Origin of the sequence: Amycolatopsis coloradensis (assembly GCF_001953865.1) — a bacterium.
GTDB classification, from domain to species: Bacteria; Actinomycetota; Actinomycetes; order Mycobacteriales; family Pseudonocardiaceae; genus Amycolatopsis; species Amycolatopsis coloradensis.
In genome coordinates this window covers 1-16,957 of sequence record NZ_MQUQ01000034.1, presented here as the reverse complement: position 1 = coordinate 16,957, position 16,957 = coordinate 1, and the positions used below count along the sequence as shown (strand labels likewise).

Below are 16,957 nucleotides of genomic sequence, written 5' to 3'. Positions count from 1 at the left end.
ACTCCGGTGCCGTCCATGGCACCGTGTGGGCGTCACAACCTCGCCGCGACCTCGCGGAACTCGCGCAGGCCGTCGGCGAGAGCGGTCCTGGCCTCGGGGGTGAGTTTCGCCAGCACGGACTCCAGGCTTTCGCGGCGCCGTGTCCGCAGGTCGCGCAGGTAGGCGCGGCCTTGGTCGCTGAGACGCAGGGTGAGTTCACGACGGTTGCGGGTGCTCGGCAGCCGGTCGACGAACCCGACGGCCTCCAGCCGGTCACACAGGCGGCTCACCAGCGGGGATGTCGAACCGAGCAGGTCGGCGAGTGCGCGCAGGTTCAGGCCGTCGTGGTGGTCGAGTGCCACGACTGCGCGTACCTGGGACGTCGACAGCGGACGCGGTGACGCCTCGCGAGCGCGTTCGAACATGATCTCGAGCAGCTCGGCCGTCTCGGCCACCGCCGCCGCCACCGTCTCGGTGCCGGAAGGCTCGGAGGACCGATTCACGACACCCACTCTCGCATCCTTATGCTGAACTGTCAGCCCAGCTCATCGCGGGACGCCCTACGGCCGGTCCGCTCGCGCGGTGCCGACCCTGTTCGCCGGTGTCCGCCCAGGCGCCGGTTTTGTTGCGCGTGGAGGCGATGAGGGTGGACAGATTCCTTGCGGTGGAACGGATCCTGAGAGGTGTCCAGCCGCACCAGCTGCTCGACGGGTTGCGTTCGGCACTCGAGGAACATTTCGCCGCATCGGCGGTCGACCTCTTGATGGCCGACTACAGCCTCACCGAACTGCGGCGCGTGACCGTGCTGCCCTACACCACCGACCCGGTGGCGATGGCCGGAACACCCGCGGGCGAGGCCTTCACCTCCCAGGGGGCGACCTTCGAGGCCGTCGAGGAGGGTATCCGGGCCCATTTGCCGGTTTCCGTGCGGGGCGACCGGCTGGGTGTGCTCGCGGTCACCTTGCCCGAAGATCAGGAACCGCCCGTGTGGGCGGAACTCGGCCGGTTCGCCGAAGCGCTCGCGCACGAGGTGTTCGTCGCCGATCGCGACACCGACCTCTACGTGCAGGCCCGCCGCTCGTCCCGGCTCACCCTCGCCGCCGAAATGCAGTGGCAGCTACTACCCGGCCGCGCCTGCGCCCGCCCCGAATTCGCCATGGGCGGGCAACTCGAACCCGCGTACGCCATCTATGGCGACTGCTTCGACTGGTCGGCGTCCGCGCACAAACTCACTGTCGCACTCATCAACGGCATGGGGGAGGGCGCGAGCGCGGCACTGCTGACCAATCTCGCCGTCAACGCCCTGCGCAACGCCCGGCGGGCCGGGATCCCGCTGGACGCCCAGGCGGAACTCGCCGACCAGGCCATTTACGCCCAGCACGTCGGCGAGCAGCACGTCGCGGCCCTTTTGCTCGAATTCGACCTCGCGACCGGCGAGATCGACGCGGTCGACGCCGGATCGCCCCGTCTGTGGCGCCTCCGCGACGGCAAGACCGAACGTGTGCACTTCGACGAACAGCTCCCGCTCGGCACCTTCGAAGACACCACCTACACCCTCGAACGTCTCCAGGCGCTGGCCGGCGACCGCTTCGTGTTCGTCAGCGACGGCGTGTACGACGTCACCGGGCCGCACGGCGAACCGTACGGTGATCACGCCCTCGCCCGAGCGGTCGCCGCGACCGCGGACCTTCCCGCCGCCCACGTCCCGGGCGCCGTCCTCGAAGAACTGCGGGACCGCCGCGAGGGCGGCCTGGCCACTGACGACGCCATGATCGTCTGTCTCGACTGGTTCGGGCCGAACCCGAGTTCCGGCAGTGCGTCGGACATCGCGTCGGCGGGCCTCGGAACGCGCTGATCGTCTGCCGAGAGCTTCAGCATGCCTCGGTGAAGTACTTCGAGGCACTCAGCTTGTTCAGCAGGCCGATCCGTCCTTGGTTGGGAACCGAGCGGATCGGGTGCCCGGCGAGGCCCCAGTGCCCGAGAAGGGAGTTCGCCGCGGCCCAGCCGGTGGCGGCCGCGCGTTCCATGAGGGCGACCGGGAGATCGATCCGGATGCCGTCCCCCGCGAGCGCCAGTGCCGGCACGGGGGTTTCCACCGTGGGACGGCGGGCGAAGTCGCCGACTCCGAACAACGGGCAGTCGTCGCGCCACAACGTGAACTCGCCGACGACACGTGCGTCGAGGGTCTCCGGGTAGATCTCGTGAAGGCGTTTCTCCAGTGCCTTTTCCAAGCCGCTCGTGTCCTGGGTGGTGGCCGCGTAGGCGTGCAGTTCGACGACCGCTCCGCCGGTACGGGCGGCCCAGCGCCGGGCTTCTCCCTCGTACCGGTCAAGCAGGCTGATGTTGTCCAGCGGCGGGATGCTGCCGGTGCCGAGGAACGGCGACCGGTGTGCCTCGACGGGGCGGTCGAGCCAGAGCCGCCGGACCAGGAACGGCGGGGCGGTGCGCAAGGCGCCGACGCCTGCCCGCCAGGCCTCGGTGCCGACATCCGGTGAGGCGGCCACGATTTCGCGCAGGCCGGCGACGTCGCAGGCGAGGACCACTCCGTCGAAGTACTCCGTCCGCCCGCCGGATTCGATCGCGAACCCCGGTGCGGTCCGGCCGAGGCCCGTGACCGGCGTGCCGGTTCGGATGTCGACGCGGCGGCCGGAGAGGTAGTCCGCGAGCGGATCCCAGAGAGCTTGGGTGAAAGGCTCGGTCGGTACGTCGAAGACCAGACCCTCGCTGGAACCGAGGAAGTACAGGTGGAACATGGTCGCCAGCTCCGCGGCGGACAGGTCGCGCGGGTCGGCGAAGAAACTGCGGGAGAAGACCTCGAACGCGAGGTGTTTGGCGGCCGCGGGGAAGTTGATCTTGTCGAGGAAGGTGGCGGCGTCGGTGCGGTCGAGCCGGTGATAGATCTCCGGCACGCTGACCGTCGCCAGCGGCAAGGCCTCCCGGCCGCTGAGGTGCCACAGGTCCTTGCGGGTGAAGGTCGGGCTTCGCAAGGCGAACGCCACCGCGTTCCACGGCGGGGTGCGGGGAAGTCCGGCGAAGGTGTCGATGCGGCCGTGCGCGTCCAGCAGTGGATAGTCGGTCAGCGGCGTGAGCCGGTCCAGCCGCGGATCGGTACGCGTGAGCAGGGCGCGCAGGTTGTAGTACTGACGGAAGAACGCGTGGAAACCCCGGCTCATGGTCACCGCGCCGCCGTCCGGTAACCGTTCCCGCCAGCCACCGACTCGCCCGCCGAGGTGGTGTTCGCGTTCGAAGACGGTGACCTGGACGCCGCGTTCGGCCAGTCCGGTCGCCGCGGTGAGCCCGGCGATACCGCCGCCCACGACCGCCGCGGTGGGGCGTCGTCCGAGCAGGGCGGCGTCGGCGAGGCCCGGCGGCGCCTGCCGGGTGACCCGACGGGAGTCCCGGGGGAGGGTCACGGTGTCTCCAGCGGGGCGGTGCCGACGACGGTGTGGACGATGTCCCGCTGCCAGCCGGTGACGGTCGCGGTGTGGACGTCGGTGAAGCCGGCGTTCGTGAGGCGCCGGGCGAGCGAGGTGACGCCGTCGAACTCGAGGACGCTGCGGCGAAGATGGCGGTAGAGCGTCGCGTCGCCGGTGGTGAGCTTCCCGAGCGGGATGATCACCCCCGCGCACACGGCGTTCCAGACCCAGCGGGCGCGCCGGGAGTCGCGGACGGAGTACTCGTGCACCGCGATCCGGCCACCCGGCCGGAGCAGTCGGCGAAGCCGGCGCAGCTGCGTGGTGGGGTCGGTGAGGTTGCGCAGCAGGTATGCCGCCAGGATCGCGTCGAACGGGCCGTGGATCCCGGCCAGGTCCTCGACCGGCGTGTGCACGAATTCGACACCGTCGGGCCAGCTCTTGTTCCGTGCTCGCTCCAGCATTTCTCCGGACGCGTCGAAGGCGGTGATCCGGGCTTCCGGTGCCACGGACACCAGTGCCGCCGTGGACGCGCCGGTTCCGCACCCCGCGTCCAGCACACGCAGTCCGGGTACGGCCGAGGGAAGGGCCAGCCGTGCGGCGGAAAGGCGCAGATGGTCGTGGTACCCGGGATTCGCTCCCACGAGGCGGTCGTAGAACCGGGCCTCGGTGTCGAAGGCCGAGGGCACGGTGTCGCGCGGCAAACCGTCTCGCGCCATGGCGTTCATCGTGCCTCCTCGGGTGTCCGAGCCCGTTCCCACAGCAGCAGTACGGCGGTCACCATCGCGAAACCGAAGAAGAAGTCTTCGACCGGGATGTCCCAGGGGAACCGCCAGCCGGTGATGTGCTCGGGCGCGTAGAGGACGATCGGGGCGGACAACTTCGTCAGCCAGCCGTCGACGGGGATCTGGAAACCGGTGACGATGACCATCGTGAGCCAGTAGGCGGGTTTGCGGAACAGCCCGGTCTTCAGGATGGTCACCTCGGCGAGGACCACCACGATGACCGCGGCGACGGCGGGAACGGTGTAACCCCAAGGAATCATCGCCGGGCCGCCGGTTTCCCGCGCCGCCGGGCCGCGGTGAGGGTGAGCTGGACCGCTTCATAGGTCAGTATCCCGCAGATCGGGATGACGACGAAGAACAGAATTTCCTCCAGCGGGACGGAAAACGGTGCGCGGACGCCGGTGACGAAGTCCGGCGCGTAACTCCAGACCTCGCCCGCGATCGCCACCGCGTCCCAGACGAGGAAGAGCACGGCCACCGGGAGCAGTGCGCGGGCGAGCCGTTTCGGCTGCCGGTAGACCCGGGCCCCGGCGATCTCCAGCGGCAGTGTCACCAGAACGCACGCCGCCAGCACGACCAGGTATTCGACTTTGCCCATTCAGCTCACCGCCGACGGGGCAGTGGGGGCGGGATGCCGCGTTCTCGCCCACTGTGCGCGAGCGAGCGCACCGCAGGCGACTCCGAGCCGACGCCGCCGAGGCACCGTCGCCCGGCCGGTGAAGACGTCGTGGTCCGCGCCCTCGATCCGGTCGAGGATCTCCCCGTAGAGGGTCGCGGCGGTGGCCACGCAGGGGCGCGAGACCGGATGCAGCATCGCGATCCCCGGCCGCGCTTCGGTGTAGATCCGCCGTGTGGTGGCGATCTGTTCCCTGATCGCGGCGCGTACGCGTACGTCGGATCGGCCGTGCTCCGCGCACCAGGACAGCCGTTCGCGGTCGACGTCGTGTTCCTTGAGTTCGTCGGCGGGCAGGTAGACCCGGCCACGCGCGAAATCCTCGGCGACGTCACGGAGGAAGTTGGTCAGCTGGAAGGCCTTACCGAGCGCGGCGGCTCGCGGTGCGGCTTCTTCGCGGGGGGCCACCGCGCCGAGGATCGGGAGTACCTGCAGGCCGATGACCTCGGCCGATCCGTGCACATAGGCGTCGAGATCGTTCCTGGTGGCGTAGTCGGTCACGCTCAGGTCCATCCGCATCGACGTGAAGAAGTCGCGGAAGAGCTGGTCCTCCAGTTCGTACCGGGCCGCCGTGTCGATCACCGCCGTCAGCAGGGGGTCGTCGCTTGTGCCCATGGCCAGGTCGGCGAGAAAGCGATCCTCCACTTCGGACAGCCGGATGGCCAGAGATCGCGGGGTGGCGTCCGGATCGGGCTCGTCGACGATGTCGTCCAGCCATCGGGCGAAGCCGTAGAGCGCGTGGACGGCGGGCCGCTGGGCGGGAGTCAGCATGCGCGTCGCCAGGAAGTACGTCCTGCCGTTCCTGGCGTTGACCTCGCGGCACCAGGTGTAGGCGGCTCGCAGGCCAGGGTCGTGGATTGCGGCGGCGTCGAGTTCGCGTCGGGTCATCGGCTCGCCTCCGTGGCCAGGTCGAGTACGCGCGTGCGGCGTACGGGTACGCCGGTGATCCGGTCCGCGGCCAGCCTGCCGGAGACGAGGACGGTCGGCACGCCCACTCCCGGCACCGTCCCGCCACCGGCGAGGACGGCGTTTTCGGTGCCCCGCGGCAGATTCCTCGGCCGGAACGGTCCGGTTTGGACGAAGGAGTGCGCGTAGCTGAAGGGGGTGCCTGCCACCAGACCGCGATCCGACCAGTCGGCGGGACTGATGACCTCGGTGAACTCGGGTTCGAAGTCCGGCAGTAGTCGCTGCCGTGCGACAGCGAGGATCTCCTCCGCGTACGGTTCGGCTTCGGTGGCCCAATCCGCGGGGCCCCGGTCGAGATTCGGCACCGGTGCGAGAATCGAGTACAGCTGACGGCCCGGCGGTGCGAGCGCCGGATCGGTCGCGGTCGGCCGGGTGATCAGCAGGGACGGGTCGGACATGCGGCGTCCGGTGGTGATGAGTTCGTCGAAGGTCGAGCGCCATCCCTGCCCGAAGGAAATGGTGTGGTGCCCCGCTGCCGGCCGGGCATCGGGGCCACCGGTGTGCACCACCAGTGCCGACGGCGCCGGCCGCAGCGTGACCGGCCGCTTCGGGGTCCGGCCGAGCAGCCGATAGCTCTCGGCTGGTTCGGTCGTCAGGACGACGGCGTCGCACGGATGACGTTCGCCGTCGGCAGTGCGGACGGCGTGGATCCGGGCGCCTGTGCGTTCGAGCTCTCGCACGGTGGCGCCGTAGTGGAACGTGACACCGTTCGCCGCCGCGACCCGGGCGAGTGCCTGAGGGAGTGCCGCGATCCCGCCGGGCGGGAAGTACACGCCGCCGACGGTGTCCATATAGGAAATGATCGCGTACAGCGCCAGCGCCCGCATCGGCGACTCGCCCGCGTAGAGCGCTTGGAAGGTGAACACCCGCTTCAGCCGCTCGTCGGTGAGGAACGACCCGATCTTGGGGTCCAATCGCCGGAATCCGCCGAGCGCGACCAGACGTGCCAGATCGGGGTTGAGCATGTCCAGTGGCGAGTCGATGTTGGAGTCGATGAACCGGCCGAACTCGGCCCGGTAGAGCCGGGTCAGCCAAGCGCGTAACCGCAGGTAACCCGCGGCCTCGGCGGGTCCGGCGAACTCCCGTACCGCGTCCGTCATCGCCTCGGCCCCGGTGTGCACGGGCAGGGTGCCGCCGTCGGCGAACCGCGCGAGGTAGGCCGGATCGAGCCTGGTCAGCGGGAGCTCCCGGCTCAGCTCGGCACCCACTGCGCCGAAGGTGTCCCCCAGGATCGACGGCATGGTCAGCACCGTCGGGCCGGTGTCGAGCGAGTAGCCCTCGTGTTCGACGCGGCCCGCGCGGCCGCCCGGCCCGGGGTCGCGTTCGAGAACGGTGACTTCGCGGCCGCGGCCGGCCAGATGCAGGGCCGCCGACAGCCCCGACAGCCCCGCTCCCACCACGACGATCCGATCCGTCCGCCCCGGCACCGTTTTCATCGGTCGCGCTCCGTGCACCTGGTGGCGAGGACCGCCAGCGCGTCCGCGGCCTGTCGCGGGAAGACCGCGGGGTCGATCACCGCCTGGGCCTTTTCGGCGCGTTCCCGGATCAGTTCGCCGAGGCGTTCGCGCGCCCCGGTCGCCGTGATCAGTCCGCACCAGCGGGAGACGGCTCGGTCGTCCACGATGGGGAGCTGGAGTAGTTCGTCGAGTTCGTCGCGCTGCCGCCGGTCGGCCATCTCGGCGGCGAGCACCACCACGCTGGACGCCTTGCGATCGCGGAGATCCTGACCGGCGGGTTTGCCGGTGGCCGCCGGGTCGCCGAAGACACCGAGCAGGTCGTCCCGGAACTGGAACGCCTCGCCGATCAGACCGCCGTATTCGGCGAGGGCGGCCATGACGTCAGCGCCGCAGCCCGCCAGCGCCGCGCCGAACTCCAGCGGTCTGCGAACCGTGTAATTGCCGGATTTCCGGCGTAGCACGTCGAGCAGCGTCTCCCAGGCGGGGAGCGCCCGGGCGTCGTTCACGAGATCAGCGAGTTGCCCGACCGCCAGCTCCGCTCGCATCAGGTCGTACCTCGGCCATCCTCGCGCCAGCGTTTCCGCGTCCAGACCCGATTCTCGGAGCAGCTGCTCCGACCAGACGAGGAAGAGATCACCGGACAGCGTCGCCGCGGCTTCGCCGAACCGGTCGGCTGATCCGCTCCAGCCCCGCTCCGCGTGCCAACGCGCGAACCGGACGTGCAGCGCGGGGCGGCGACGGCGAAGTGCCGAGCCGTCCATGACGTCGTCTTGTGCCAAGGCGAAACAATGGAGTAGTTCCAAGCTCGCCGCGGCCCGCAAGGCGGCGTCCGATTCGGGGCCTCCGCATCGCCAGCCCACATAGGCGAACATCGGGCGGAGGAATTTCCCGCCGGCGACGAACTGGGGAATGACGGTTTCCGCGAGTTCGCCCTCGCTACGTCCGGAGAAGTGCTCGGCGGCCCGTGCCTCGACGAAACCGTGTGCTTCGGCGAGGCAACGCTCGCCGACGGCGTCCAGCCACGCGGGCGGTGCCTTCTTCGACGGCACCGCTTCCGCCGCCATGGTCGACACCATCCGAGTATCCCTCCGCCGATCCGGTGATTCGTTTCACAACCGTTTCAAGCTGGTGTACCTTGTCTACTAGATCCGGCGGCACCCCCGCAACTCGGGCGGAATTGCCTGTAGGGCAGGAACTCCGAGAGTTCCCGGTACTGCTCGGGACAAACCCGGGTCGGTGAAGATCCCCTTGTGAGAGGGTGGCCGAGTCCCCGCCACCCGCCGGAGCCCGGCGGCACCCGGTGCAGACGGTCCCCTCCCGACCACGCCGTGGTGCCGCCGGGTGTTCGTCCGGTGGCCTCGTAAGCTGGCCGCAGTGGATACCCGCGCGAGCGCGGCGCCGCACCGGAAATGTGGTACTGGATGGACGTCGACGAGATGAGCGGCCGTGGTGGCCCCCCGGCCGGCGGGTCGTGGACCCCGGGAATGGTCGCCGAGGTGCTGGGCATCTCGCCGGTCACGCTCCGGACCTGGGCCGCGCGTTACGGCGTCGGCCCCACCTTGCGCGCCGACGGACGTCATCGCCGCTATTCGGACGAGGATGTGCGCAGGCTGCGGCATATGCGGCGGCTGATCGACCGCGGTATCCGCGCCCGCGAGGCGGCCGCCGCGGTGTTCTCCGGTGTCGACGATGCGGCCCCCGGCGTGCCTGCCGGCCGGCTGGTCGGCGAACTCGAGCAGGCCGCGGAAGACCTCCAGTTCGCTTCCATCGCGGCCTTGCTGGACGAGACCCTGGACGCGATCGGCGCGGCGGCTCTGTGGGCTGACGTTCTCCTGCCGGTGCTGCGCGGCCTCGGTGGCCGCTGGCTCCGGGGAGACGTGTGTTACGAGGCGGAGTGGGCGCTCACCACCGAGGTTTCCCTGGCGCTCCAGCGCTACGTCGCCCGGTTCACGGCCGCGCCGTCCGAACGAGGGGTGCTCGTGGCCTGTTGCCCGGACGAGCGGCACAGCCTGCCGGTCGAGATCCTTCGCGCGTCGATGGCGGAGATCGGTATCCCCGCGCTCTACCTCGGGCAGCTGGTGCCCGCGGACACGCTGGTCGGCTTGGCCGCCAAAGTGGATCCGGTGCTGGTCGTGCTGTGGTCGATGTCCGCCGACACCGTCGACGGCCCGCTGTGCCAGCGTCTGCAACGCCGCGGGTGCGAGGTCGCCGTCGCCGGTCCCGGTTGGGAAGGGCGCACCGTTCGTGGCGCGCCTTGGGTCAACGACCTGACCGCCGCGCTGGAGCTCGCCGCCGCACGCGTCAAGGCCTGAGCCGGGCGCGGAACCGTTGCGGAAACGCTTCAAGTGCCTGAGGATGATTACCCGGGCAACGCGGAGCGGGAGGTTTCCGGTGGATCTCAGGCGTCAGGTGGTCGAGCGTTGGCCGGCGAAGTGGCCGGTCCAGCCGTTCCGGGAACCGGCTTGGGCACGTCAGGAACCGACATACGGGGAATGCCGTCCGGCGCTGATCGACGCCGCGGTCAAACGCGCCGACGCGCGTCCGGCCGGCAATTGGTTCGTCGTCGCGGCCAGCCGTGAGATCGGCAAGGACAAGCCGTCGGGATTGCGGGTGGGTGGACGGGAACTGGTGGCCTGGCGTGACGAGGGCGGTGACTTGACCATCGGCCCGGGCGCCTGCCCGCATCTCGGCGCCCCGCTCGACCAAGCTCGAGTCCACTGTGGAGAGTTGGTCTGCCGGTGGCACGGGTTACGGGTCGGGCCCGAGCGGCCGGGCTGGTCGCCGCTGCCGTCCTACGACGACGGTGTGCTCGCCTGGGTCCGCCTCGACAGCTTCGGTGGTGAAAGCCCCACGGAGCGGCCGATCGTGCCGGACCGCCCGCGAAACACCATGACGGTCGACGCGGTCGCGACCCTCACCGGAACCTGTGAACCGACGGACATCGTGGCCAACCGGCTCGATCCTTGGCACGGCGCCTGGTTCCATCCGTACTCGTTCACGCGGCTGCGGGTTCTGTCCGCTCCACAAGGAAACGACGTCGCCGACGCCGACGACAAGTTCGTCGTCGAAGTGACCTTCCGGCTGGCCGGGAAACTGGGTGTGCCGGTGATCGCCGAGTTCACCTGTCCCGAGCCTCGTACGGTGCTGATGACCATCGTCGACGGTGAGGGGGCGGGCAGCGTGGTCGAAACCCACGCCACCCCGCTGGGAAACGGACCCGACGGACATCCGCGCACCGTCGTGATCGAAGCGACCATAGCCACGTCCGATCGGCCCGGTTTCGCCAAGGCCACCCGGATCGCACCGGCTCTGCGACCCCTGATGCGCCGCGCGGCCGCACGTCTCTGGCGGGACGACCTCGCCTACGCCGAGCGGCGCTACGCCTTGAGGGTGGGGAGTGCCGCCGATGGCCGCGCATGAGACCGGGGTCGTGATCGTCGGCGCCGGGCTCGCCGGTCTTTCCGCCGGACTGCACCTTCACCGCGCCGGAATCGCTTGTGCGGTCCTGGAAGCCGGTGACGAGGTCGGCGGCAGGGTGCGCACGGACGTCGTCGACGGTTTCCGGCTGGATCGAGGCTTCCAGATCCTCAATCCCGCCTACCCCGCGATCGGGCGTCTGGTGGATGTCGACGCGCTCCGGCTGGGCAAGTTCTGGCGTGCGGTCCGGGTGTCCGACGAGGACCGCCTCAGCTTGCTCGGAAACCCGCTCGACGCGCCCAAGGCTCTGCGCGATGTCGCCGCACGCCGCTATCTGTCGGCCAAGGACCTGGCCGCGCTCGGCGCGCTGACAGCGCGGGTGGCTGGCGGTCCCGCTCGGTCGATCATCCGCGGCGACGACGGGACGACCGCCGGCGAACTGCGTCGGACCGGTCTGTCGGATCGGGCGGTGGAAACCGTGCTCCGTCCGTTCCTCTCGGGGGTCTTCCTGGAATCCGGCCTGAGTACCTCTTCGCGGTTCTTCCGGCTCGTGTGGCGGAGTTTTCTCCGGTCCGCGCCGTCGTTGCCCGCACTGGGCATGGGAGAACTGCCGAGACAGCTCGCCCGCTCACTGCCCGTCGACGCCGTTCGAACCGGCACTTCGGTCGAAGAAGCCGGAAACGGCCGAGTGCGGACCTCCGGCGGAGATGTCTGGAAGGCTCGCGCGGTCATCGTCGCCACGGACGGCACCACCGCCGCGCGTCTCGTCGGCGAGGTCCCGGAACCGCGCTGGAACAGCGTCACGACGTGGTACTTCGCGCCACCGCGATCGCCGTTGCGGGAGCCGGTCATCATGATCGACGCCCGTGGCGGGCCGATCCTCAACACCGCCGTGCTCAGCGAGGTGTGTCCCACTTACGCACCGGAAGGCGCCGCGCTCGTCAGCGCCTCGGCGCTCACACCGCTGGAGGAACCGGACGTGCGGCGGGCGCTCAGCCGGATGTATCGCGCGGACGCGTCGCGGTGGCCGCTGGTCGGGCGCTACGAGATCCCGCACGCGTTACCGTCGATGCCCGCACCACACGACATCCGCCGCGAAATCCGTTTCGGTGAACGGCTTTACGTCTGCGGTGACCACCGCGACACCAGCTCACTGCAAGGCGCGCTCGCGTCCGGCGGCCGGACCGCTCGAGCCGTGCTGCGCGATCTCGGGTCGACGGAATCTTGAGCGCGCCAGGCTCAGTCCGTGACGTCGCCGAGAATGCGAGTGAGGCTTTTTTCGGTGTCGTTACCGACCTTCTCGAACACGGCCTTGGCGATGGGGGAAACCAGTTTCGCGGCACCGGAGAACTCGATGGTGGCGTGGTAGGTCAGCTCCGTCGTCGAGGGTCCTTCGCCGGCGGTGATGGTTATGTCGTCGGTCGAGGTCGCGGTGTCGTTGGTGCCCACGAAAACGATCCGGCCGGGCTCGAGACGCGTCAGTTCGTAGGTCAGCTCGGTTTCGATACCGCTGATCTTCGACACGTTGTGCCATTTCGCGCCGACGCCGACCGGTCCGGAGTCGATGCGCCTGCAAGAGACTGTGCCGGGATCCCATTCGACCGCCCGGGAGAAGTCGCGCAGGTAGTCCACCACGGCGTCCGGTGCCGTGGCGACGGTGAAACGCCGGGTGACCTCGACCATGGTGTCTCTCCTCTGTCCGCCGGGGTGACATGTACGGATACCCCGGCGGTGCCGGGTTCACGCCTGTGACGGCCGCGTTTCCGCGCTCGCCGGGCTGGGTAAGCGCAGCTTGTGCGGATTGTGATCACCGGAGCCACCGGAAACGTCGGGACGGCGTTGCTCCACGCCCTCGATACCGGCGAAGACGACCTGCTCGGCCTGGCGAGGAGGCTGCCCGACACCACGGCTGCGCCTTATCGCGCCGCACGCTGGTCTACTCTGGACGTGGGGGACGTCGCCGGGCGCGCGAAGCTGACCGGCCTGGCGGAGGGAGCGGACACGCTCGTGCATCTCGCCTGGGCGATTTCACCGGAGCGTGGAGATCCGCCCATGTGGCGGACCAACGACCACGGCACCCGGAACGTGCTCGCCGCGGTGGCCGCGGCCGGGGTCCCACATCTGGTCGTCCTGTCGTCCGTCGCCGCCTACGGGCCGGCTCCGCGGTGGGAGAAGGTCTCCGAGCAGTGGCCGTGCGACGGCATCGCCACCAGTGCCTACAGCCGAGGCAAAGCCGGTCTGGAGACTCTGCTCGACCGCTTCGAGGAAAGCCACCCGGAGATCGGGGTGGCGCGGTTGCGGCCGTGCGCGATCCTGCAACGGCGGGCGGCGGGGGAGTTCGAGCGCTGGTTGCTGGGCCCGGCCGTCCCTTCCGGCGTCGTAGGCCGCCGATGGCTGCCGATTCCCCTGTGGGCGGATCTGCGAGCGCAAGCGGTACACAGCGCCGACGTCGCCGAAGCCATCCGGCTGATCCTCGAGAAACGGTTCACCGGAGCGGTGAACCTCGCCGCACCGGGCGTCCTCTCCGCCGACGCGCTGACCGGCCTGCTCGGCGGGATCCGCGTTCCGGCACCACGATCACTCGTACGCGTCGCCGCGCACGCGGCCTGGCGCACGGGTGCCTTGCCGCTGCACCCTGGTTGGCTGGATCTCGCCGACGGCGCCCCACTCGTGGACACCACACTCGCCGAGACCGCGCTGGGCTGGCAACCTCGTTACGACGCGGCAAGTGCGGTCGCGGAACTGGTCGCCGGGCTCCGGTCGGGCGACGGCGCGGCGAGCCCGCCGCTGGCTCCGCCTCGCGGGCACGGCTTCCTGTCCCGGCTCCGCTCGCTCGCCCGTGGCAAACCGAGTCACCAATCGCAATCCTGACGACCTGACCACCTGACATTCTGAAGACCTGACGATCGAGAGGCCCGGATGAGCACGGAAGTCTTCGACGCGATCGTCATCGGCGCCGGCCACAACGGCCTGGTCGCGGCGAACCTGCTGGCCGACGAGGGCTGGTCGGTACTGGTGCTGGAGCAGGCGGAGAAGCCGGGAGGCGCGGTACGGACCGAAGAAGTCACCGAGCCGGGCTTCCGCAACGATCTGTGCAGCGCCTTCTTCCCGCTCACCGCGGTGTCCCCGGTGATCAGGGACTTGCGCCTCGAAGACCACGGTCTCCGTTGGCGGCACGCTCCCGAAGTGCTCGCGCATGTGCTGCCCGACGACAGATGTGCGGTGCTCTCACACAACATCGAGCGCACGGCGGCCTCCGCCGACGAGTTCGCGCCAGGAGACGGCGCCGCCTGGAAACGACTTTTCGCCCAGTGGCAGGAAATCCGCGAGCCGTTGCTCGACGCCCTGTTCACCCCTTTCCCGCCGGTCCGGCCGGGTCTGCGGCTGTTGCGGAGCACGGGGACCGCCGACGCGCTCCGCCTGGCCCGGATGCTCACGTTGCCGGCTCGCCGGTTCGGGGAAGAGCTTTTCGACGGCGAAGGGGCACGGTTGCTGCTGGCCGGGAACGCCGCGCACAGCGACCTTTCCGTGGACAACGCCGGCAGCGCCGTGTTCGGCTGGCTGCTCGCGATGGTCGGCCAGGACGTCGGCTTCCCCGTGCCCATCGGCGGGGCGGGGGAGTTGACCGCGGCGTTGGTGCGACGGCTGACCGCTCGCGGCGGTGAAGTCCGGTGTAGTTGCCCGGTGACGGAAGTACTGGTCGCCGGTGGGCGCGCGATGGGTGTGCGCGACGGCGACGGCGACCCGATACGGGCCCGCAAGGCGGTGCTCGCGGACCTGCCGGCCCCGACGTTGTACCGCGAGATGATCGCGCCGGAATGGCTGCCGTCCCGGCTGCTCGACGATCTCGGCCGGTTCCAGTGGGACAGTGCCACGGTGAAAGTGGACTGGGCGCTCTCCGGGCCTGTTCCGTGGACGGCGGAAGCCGCTCGCGGGGCGGGAACGATCCACCTCGGCACGGACCTGGACGGCCTGTCCGCGTTCGGTGGCGATCTCGTCCGGGGCCGAAGCCCGCGTGATCCGTTCCTGTTGTTCGGGCAGATGACGACGAGCGACCCGGATCGCTCGCCGCCGGGCACCGAGGCGGCGTGGGCCTACACCCACGCGCCTCGTGGGGTGATGGAGAACCGCAAGGTGCTGAACCGGCAGGTCGCGCGGATCGAGAAGACGGTCGAGGCGCACGCGCCGGGGTTCACCGACCTGATCCTGGGCCGGTACGTGCAGGGACCGCTCGAACTGGCGGCCCACGATCCCGGACTGGTGGGTGGCGCGATCAACAACGGGACCACGGCCATCCATCAGCAGTTGTTCTTCCGCCCGATTCCCGGCCTGGGCCGCGCGGACACCCCGGTGGACCGGCTGTTCCTGGCGAGCTCGGCGGCTCATCCGGGAGGAGCCGTCCACGGCGGTCCCGGAGCCAACGCCGCCCGCGCCGCGCTGGCACGGGCGGGTCGGCTCGGCGGGGGCTACGCGGCGGTCATCCGCGCGGCGAATCGGGCGGTCTACGACTGAGCGCTCCCGCGGTTCGCGTACTTCCCGATCACCAGATCGGCCAGCCGGGCGAGGGCTTCGCCGTTGCGTGGCTTGGCGATCAGTGCTTGAACCGCCTCCGGCAGCACCTTGCCGGGACCGCGCACGACACGCTCCGTCATCCGGACCTCTGTCCTGCCTTCACCGCGGGGAACCAGGGTCAGTGTCACTTCCGCCGCGCCCAGTGGCCAGCCCCTCGCTTCCAGCTCGAGGAAAACGCCGGGCTCGACGGCCTTCACCACCGTGACGTCCTGGATGTGCAGCGGCCACGGGCCGACACTGTGGTGGATCCGGGAGCCGACGGCTGGCCAGTCTGCGTCGACATCACGGATGTGGGAACTCCCGACCACCCAGCTCGCATAGAGCCAGCCGTCCGAGAGCACGGTGAACACGGCTTCCGGCGGTGCGTCGATTATTCGGCTGACGACTTCGCTCACGGTTTCCTCCTGTTCGGGGCGCAAAGCCCGGGTACCCCGCCGATGTGGTTTGAAGCCTGCCCGTTCAGGGTGTTTCGCCATCCAGATTCACTGCCCAGCCGTTGACCAGCGGACAGTGGTTCACCGCCTGATCGAGGAGTTCTTGTCGCCGTGCCGTGGGGATTTCGGGCAGCGACACCGTCAGCTCCGCATCGACGCTGTAGTCCAAGGCCGTCTCGTGGATCAACCTCACGTGGGCGCGCACCGCGCTGCCGGTGGTGTCGAGATCTCCAGCGGACGCGACCAGGACCACCGCCTGATGCAGGCAGGTCGCCAGCGTCGCGGCCTAAAGTTGCTCAGGATCCCATCCGTCCCGCGCCGCCCGCCCGTTCCTGACCGGCAGTGATTCCGGTTCGGCTCCCGGCACCCCGACTCGTCCGGCCAGCGAGACCGCTTTCGCCTCCTTGACCACCACTGTCACCGCCTTTGGATCGATTTCGCAACGCTCGGCGGATACCCCTTGTTCACGAGTTCAATCGGCACGGGTGGTTTTCACGATCGAACGCCTGGTCGGCGGAAATCCCCTTACGCCGACCATTTCCCGGGCCGCGGTCAGTTCGACGAGCTGTTCGGCCATGGCGTCGTGGTCGTACTGTCGGCCTTGGGTGTCTGCCACCGAGGTCACCGGTGGTTCCCCATGCCGTCTCACCGGCATGGCCCGCGGGAGCGGAGATCGACGACGGCCCTGCGCTGTTGAAGGCCGTGGCTGCCCGCCGATCGCCTGCGAGCCAGGCCGTCGAGGCAGCCGCCCGGCCCGGTCGCTGCCGTCGGATACCCGGATCACCGAGGTTTAGACACCGCCGGGCGGTTCCGCTCGGCTGGCGGCATTCGGGCATCGTGGGAATTGGCGTGGGTGGAAAGGATTAACGAGCACGCGATCGGGCAACCGACGATCTCGTAGCCGGTGAGCCACCGGCCTAAAGCAGACGGAAGGTCCAGATCTGATGTTCCGACACACGAAGCTGCTCCAGTTCGAAGCGAAGCCGGAAAAGCCCGACGCCGCCTACGCCCGCAAGTTACAGGAGCTGATCGGCGGCGCCTACGGTGAAATGACCGTGACCATGCAGTACTTGTTCCAGGGTTGGAACTGCCGGATCGAGGGCAAGTACAAAGACTTGATCATGGATACCGCGACCGAGGAGATCGGGCATGTCGAAATGCTCGCCACGATGGTCGCCCGGCTCCTGGAAGGCGCGCCCGCGACGGTGACCGCCGAGGCGGTCAAAGACCCGGTGACGGCGGCGATCCTGGGCGGGATGGA

At 69.7% G+C, this 16,957-nt stretch carries 19 protein-coding genes; 7 read left to right on the top strand and 12 right to left on the bottom strand.

Going from position 1 to position 16,957, the window contains the following annotated elements; all coding sequences use genetic code 11:
• Positions 1-32: 32 nt before the first annotated feature.
• Positions 33-491: a MarR family transcriptional regulator gene (locus tag BS329_RS39215; protein ID WP_143253416.1), complete on the bottom strand. Its 459-nt coding sequence runs from the start codon at positions 489-491 to the stop codon at positions 33-35.
• Between the two features lie 134 nt (positions 492-625).
• Here BS329_RS39215 and BS329_RS39210 point away from each other — a divergent pair, with 134 nt between their 5' ends.
• On the top strand, positions 626-1,834 hold the full coding sequence (locus BS329_RS39210; protein WP_076168374.1) for a PP2C family protein-serine/threonine phosphatase: 1,209 nt from the start codon (positions 626-628) through the stop codon (positions 1,832-1,834).
• Positions 1,835-1,850: 16 nt separating this feature from the next.
• Here BS329_RS39210 and BS329_RS39205 read toward each other — a convergent pair whose 3' ends face one another.
• From BS329_RS39205 to BS329_RS39175, 7 genes are read right to left on the bottom strand one after another with little or no spacing between them, the layout of a single operon-like run.
• Positions 1,851-3,392 (bottom strand): FAD-dependent oxidoreductase, encoded by a 1,542-nt coding sequence (locus BS329_RS39205; RefSeq protein ID WP_076168372.1) that lies wholly within the window; start codon positions 3,390-3,392, stop codon positions 1,851-1,853.
• A complete protein-coding gene (locus tag BS329_RS39200) occupies positions 3,389-4,120 on the bottom strand; it encodes a class I SAM-dependent methyltransferase (protein ID WP_076168371.1) in 732 nt (243 codons plus the stop codon). Before BS329_RS39200 ends, BS329_RS39205 begins: the two co-directional genes overlap by 4 nt.
• Positions 4,117-4,437, bottom strand: coding sequence for a lycopene cyclase domain-containing protein (locus tag BS329_RS39195; RefSeq protein WP_076168369.1), 321 nt, complete (start codon positions 4,435-4,437; stop codon positions 4,117-4,119). Before BS329_RS39195 ends, BS329_RS39200 begins: the two co-directional genes overlap by 4 nt.
• Positions 4,434-4,775, bottom strand: coding sequence for a lycopene cyclase domain-containing protein (locus BS329_RS39190; protein ID WP_076168367.1), 342 nt, complete (start codon positions 4,773-4,775; stop codon positions 4,434-4,436). The genes BS329_RS39195 and BS329_RS39190 overlap by 4 nt, the downstream gene beginning before the upstream one ends.
• Positions 4,776-5,738: a phytoene/squalene synthase family protein gene (locus BS329_RS39185; RefSeq protein WP_076168366.1), complete on the bottom strand. Its 963-nt coding sequence runs from the start codon at positions 5,736-5,738 to the stop codon at positions 4,776-4,778.
• Positions 5,735-7,252, bottom strand: a complete 1,518-nt coding sequence (gene crtI, locus BS329_RS39180) for a phytoene desaturase family protein (RefSeq protein ID WP_076168365.1) — start codon at positions 7,250-7,252, stop codon at positions 5,735-5,737. Before crtI ends, BS329_RS39185 begins: the two co-directional genes overlap by 4 nt.
• Positions 7,249-8,349 carry a polyprenyl synthetase family protein gene (locus tag BS329_RS39175; RefSeq protein ID WP_076168363.1) on the bottom strand — a complete coding sequence of 367 codons (1,101 nt, stop codon included), beginning with the start codon at positions 8,347-8,349 and terminating at the stop codon, positions 7,249-7,251. Before BS329_RS39175 ends, crtI begins: the two co-directional genes overlap by 4 nt.
• Before the next feature lie 345 nt (positions 8,350-8,694).
• Between BS329_RS39175 and BS329_RS39170 the strand changes: the two genes are divergently transcribed.
• The 3 genes from BS329_RS39170 (at position 8,695) to BS329_RS39160 (ending at position 11,918) form a co-directional block, all read left to right on the top strand.
• Complete coding sequence (locus tag BS329_RS39170) at positions 8,695-9,585, top strand: MerR family transcriptional regulator (protein ID WP_076168362.1); 891 nt, start codon at positions 8,695-8,697, stop codon at positions 9,583-9,585.
• Between the two features lie 79 nt (positions 9,586-9,664).
• Positions 9,665-10,693 (top strand): Rieske (2Fe-2S) protein, encoded by a 1,029-nt coding sequence (locus BS329_RS39165; protein ID WP_244197465.1) that lies wholly within the window; start codon positions 9,665-9,667, stop codon positions 10,691-10,693.
• Positions 10,680-11,918, top strand: coding sequence for an NAD(P)/FAD-dependent oxidoreductase (locus BS329_RS39160; protein WP_076168405.1), 1,239 nt, complete (start codon positions 10,680-10,682; stop codon positions 11,916-11,918). The genes BS329_RS39165 and BS329_RS39160 overlap by 14 nt, the downstream gene beginning before the upstream one ends.
• 11 nt (positions 11,919-11,929) lie before the next feature.
• On the opposite strand, the gene BS329_RS39155 is transcribed toward BS329_RS39160, so the two are convergent.
• Entirely contained in the window at positions 11,930-12,373 is a 444-nt protein-coding gene (locus BS329_RS39155; protein WP_076168360.1) for an SRPBCC family protein, read from the bottom strand.
• Positions 12,374-12,484: 111 nt separating this feature from the next.
• Between BS329_RS39155 and BS329_RS39150 the strand changes: the two genes are divergently transcribed.
• Both BS329_RS39150 and BS329_RS39145 read left to right on the top strand, forming a co-directional pair.
• Positions 12,485-13,561 carry an NAD-dependent epimerase/dehydratase family protein gene (locus tag BS329_RS39150; RefSeq protein WP_076168359.1) on the top strand — a complete coding sequence of 359 codons (1,077 nt, stop codon included), beginning with the start codon at positions 12,485-12,487 and terminating at the stop codon, positions 13,559-13,561.
• A 48-nt stretch (positions 13,562-13,609) separates the two neighbouring features.
• Positions 13,610-15,202: a phytoene desaturase family protein gene (locus BS329_RS39145; RefSeq protein ID WP_076168357.1), complete on the top strand. Its 1,593-nt coding sequence runs from the start codon at positions 13,610-13,612 to the stop codon at positions 15,200-15,202.
• Here the strand turns inward: BS329_RS39145 and BS329_RS39140 are convergent.
• From BS329_RS39140 to BS329_RS43675, 3 genes are all read right to left on the bottom strand, one after another.
• Positions 15,193-15,657, bottom strand: a complete 465-nt coding sequence (locus BS329_RS39140) for an SRPBCC family protein (RefSeq protein WP_076168355.1) — start codon at positions 15,655-15,657, stop codon at positions 15,193-15,195. The genes BS329_RS39145 and BS329_RS39140 overlap by 10 nt on opposite strands.
• Before the next feature lie 64 nt (positions 15,658-15,721).
• Complete coding sequence (locus tag BS329_RS39135) at positions 15,722-15,973, bottom strand: OsmC family protein (protein WP_084750780.1); 252 nt, start codon at positions 15,971-15,973, stop codon at positions 15,722-15,724.
• Between the two features lie 195 nt (positions 15,974-16,168).
• The gene (locus BS329_RS43675; protein WP_158075884.1) at positions 16,169-16,321 is read right to left on the bottom strand and encodes a hypothetical protein; all 153 of its coding nucleotides are present in this window, start codon (positions 16,319-16,321) and stop codon (positions 16,169-16,171) included.
• Between the two features lie 319 nt (positions 16,322-16,640).
• Here BS329_RS43675 and BS329_RS39130 point away from each other — a divergent pair.
• On the top strand, positions 16,641-16,957 hold a 317-nt coding region (locus BS329_RS39130; protein WP_208619361.1), incomplete at its 3' end, for a manganese catalase family protein.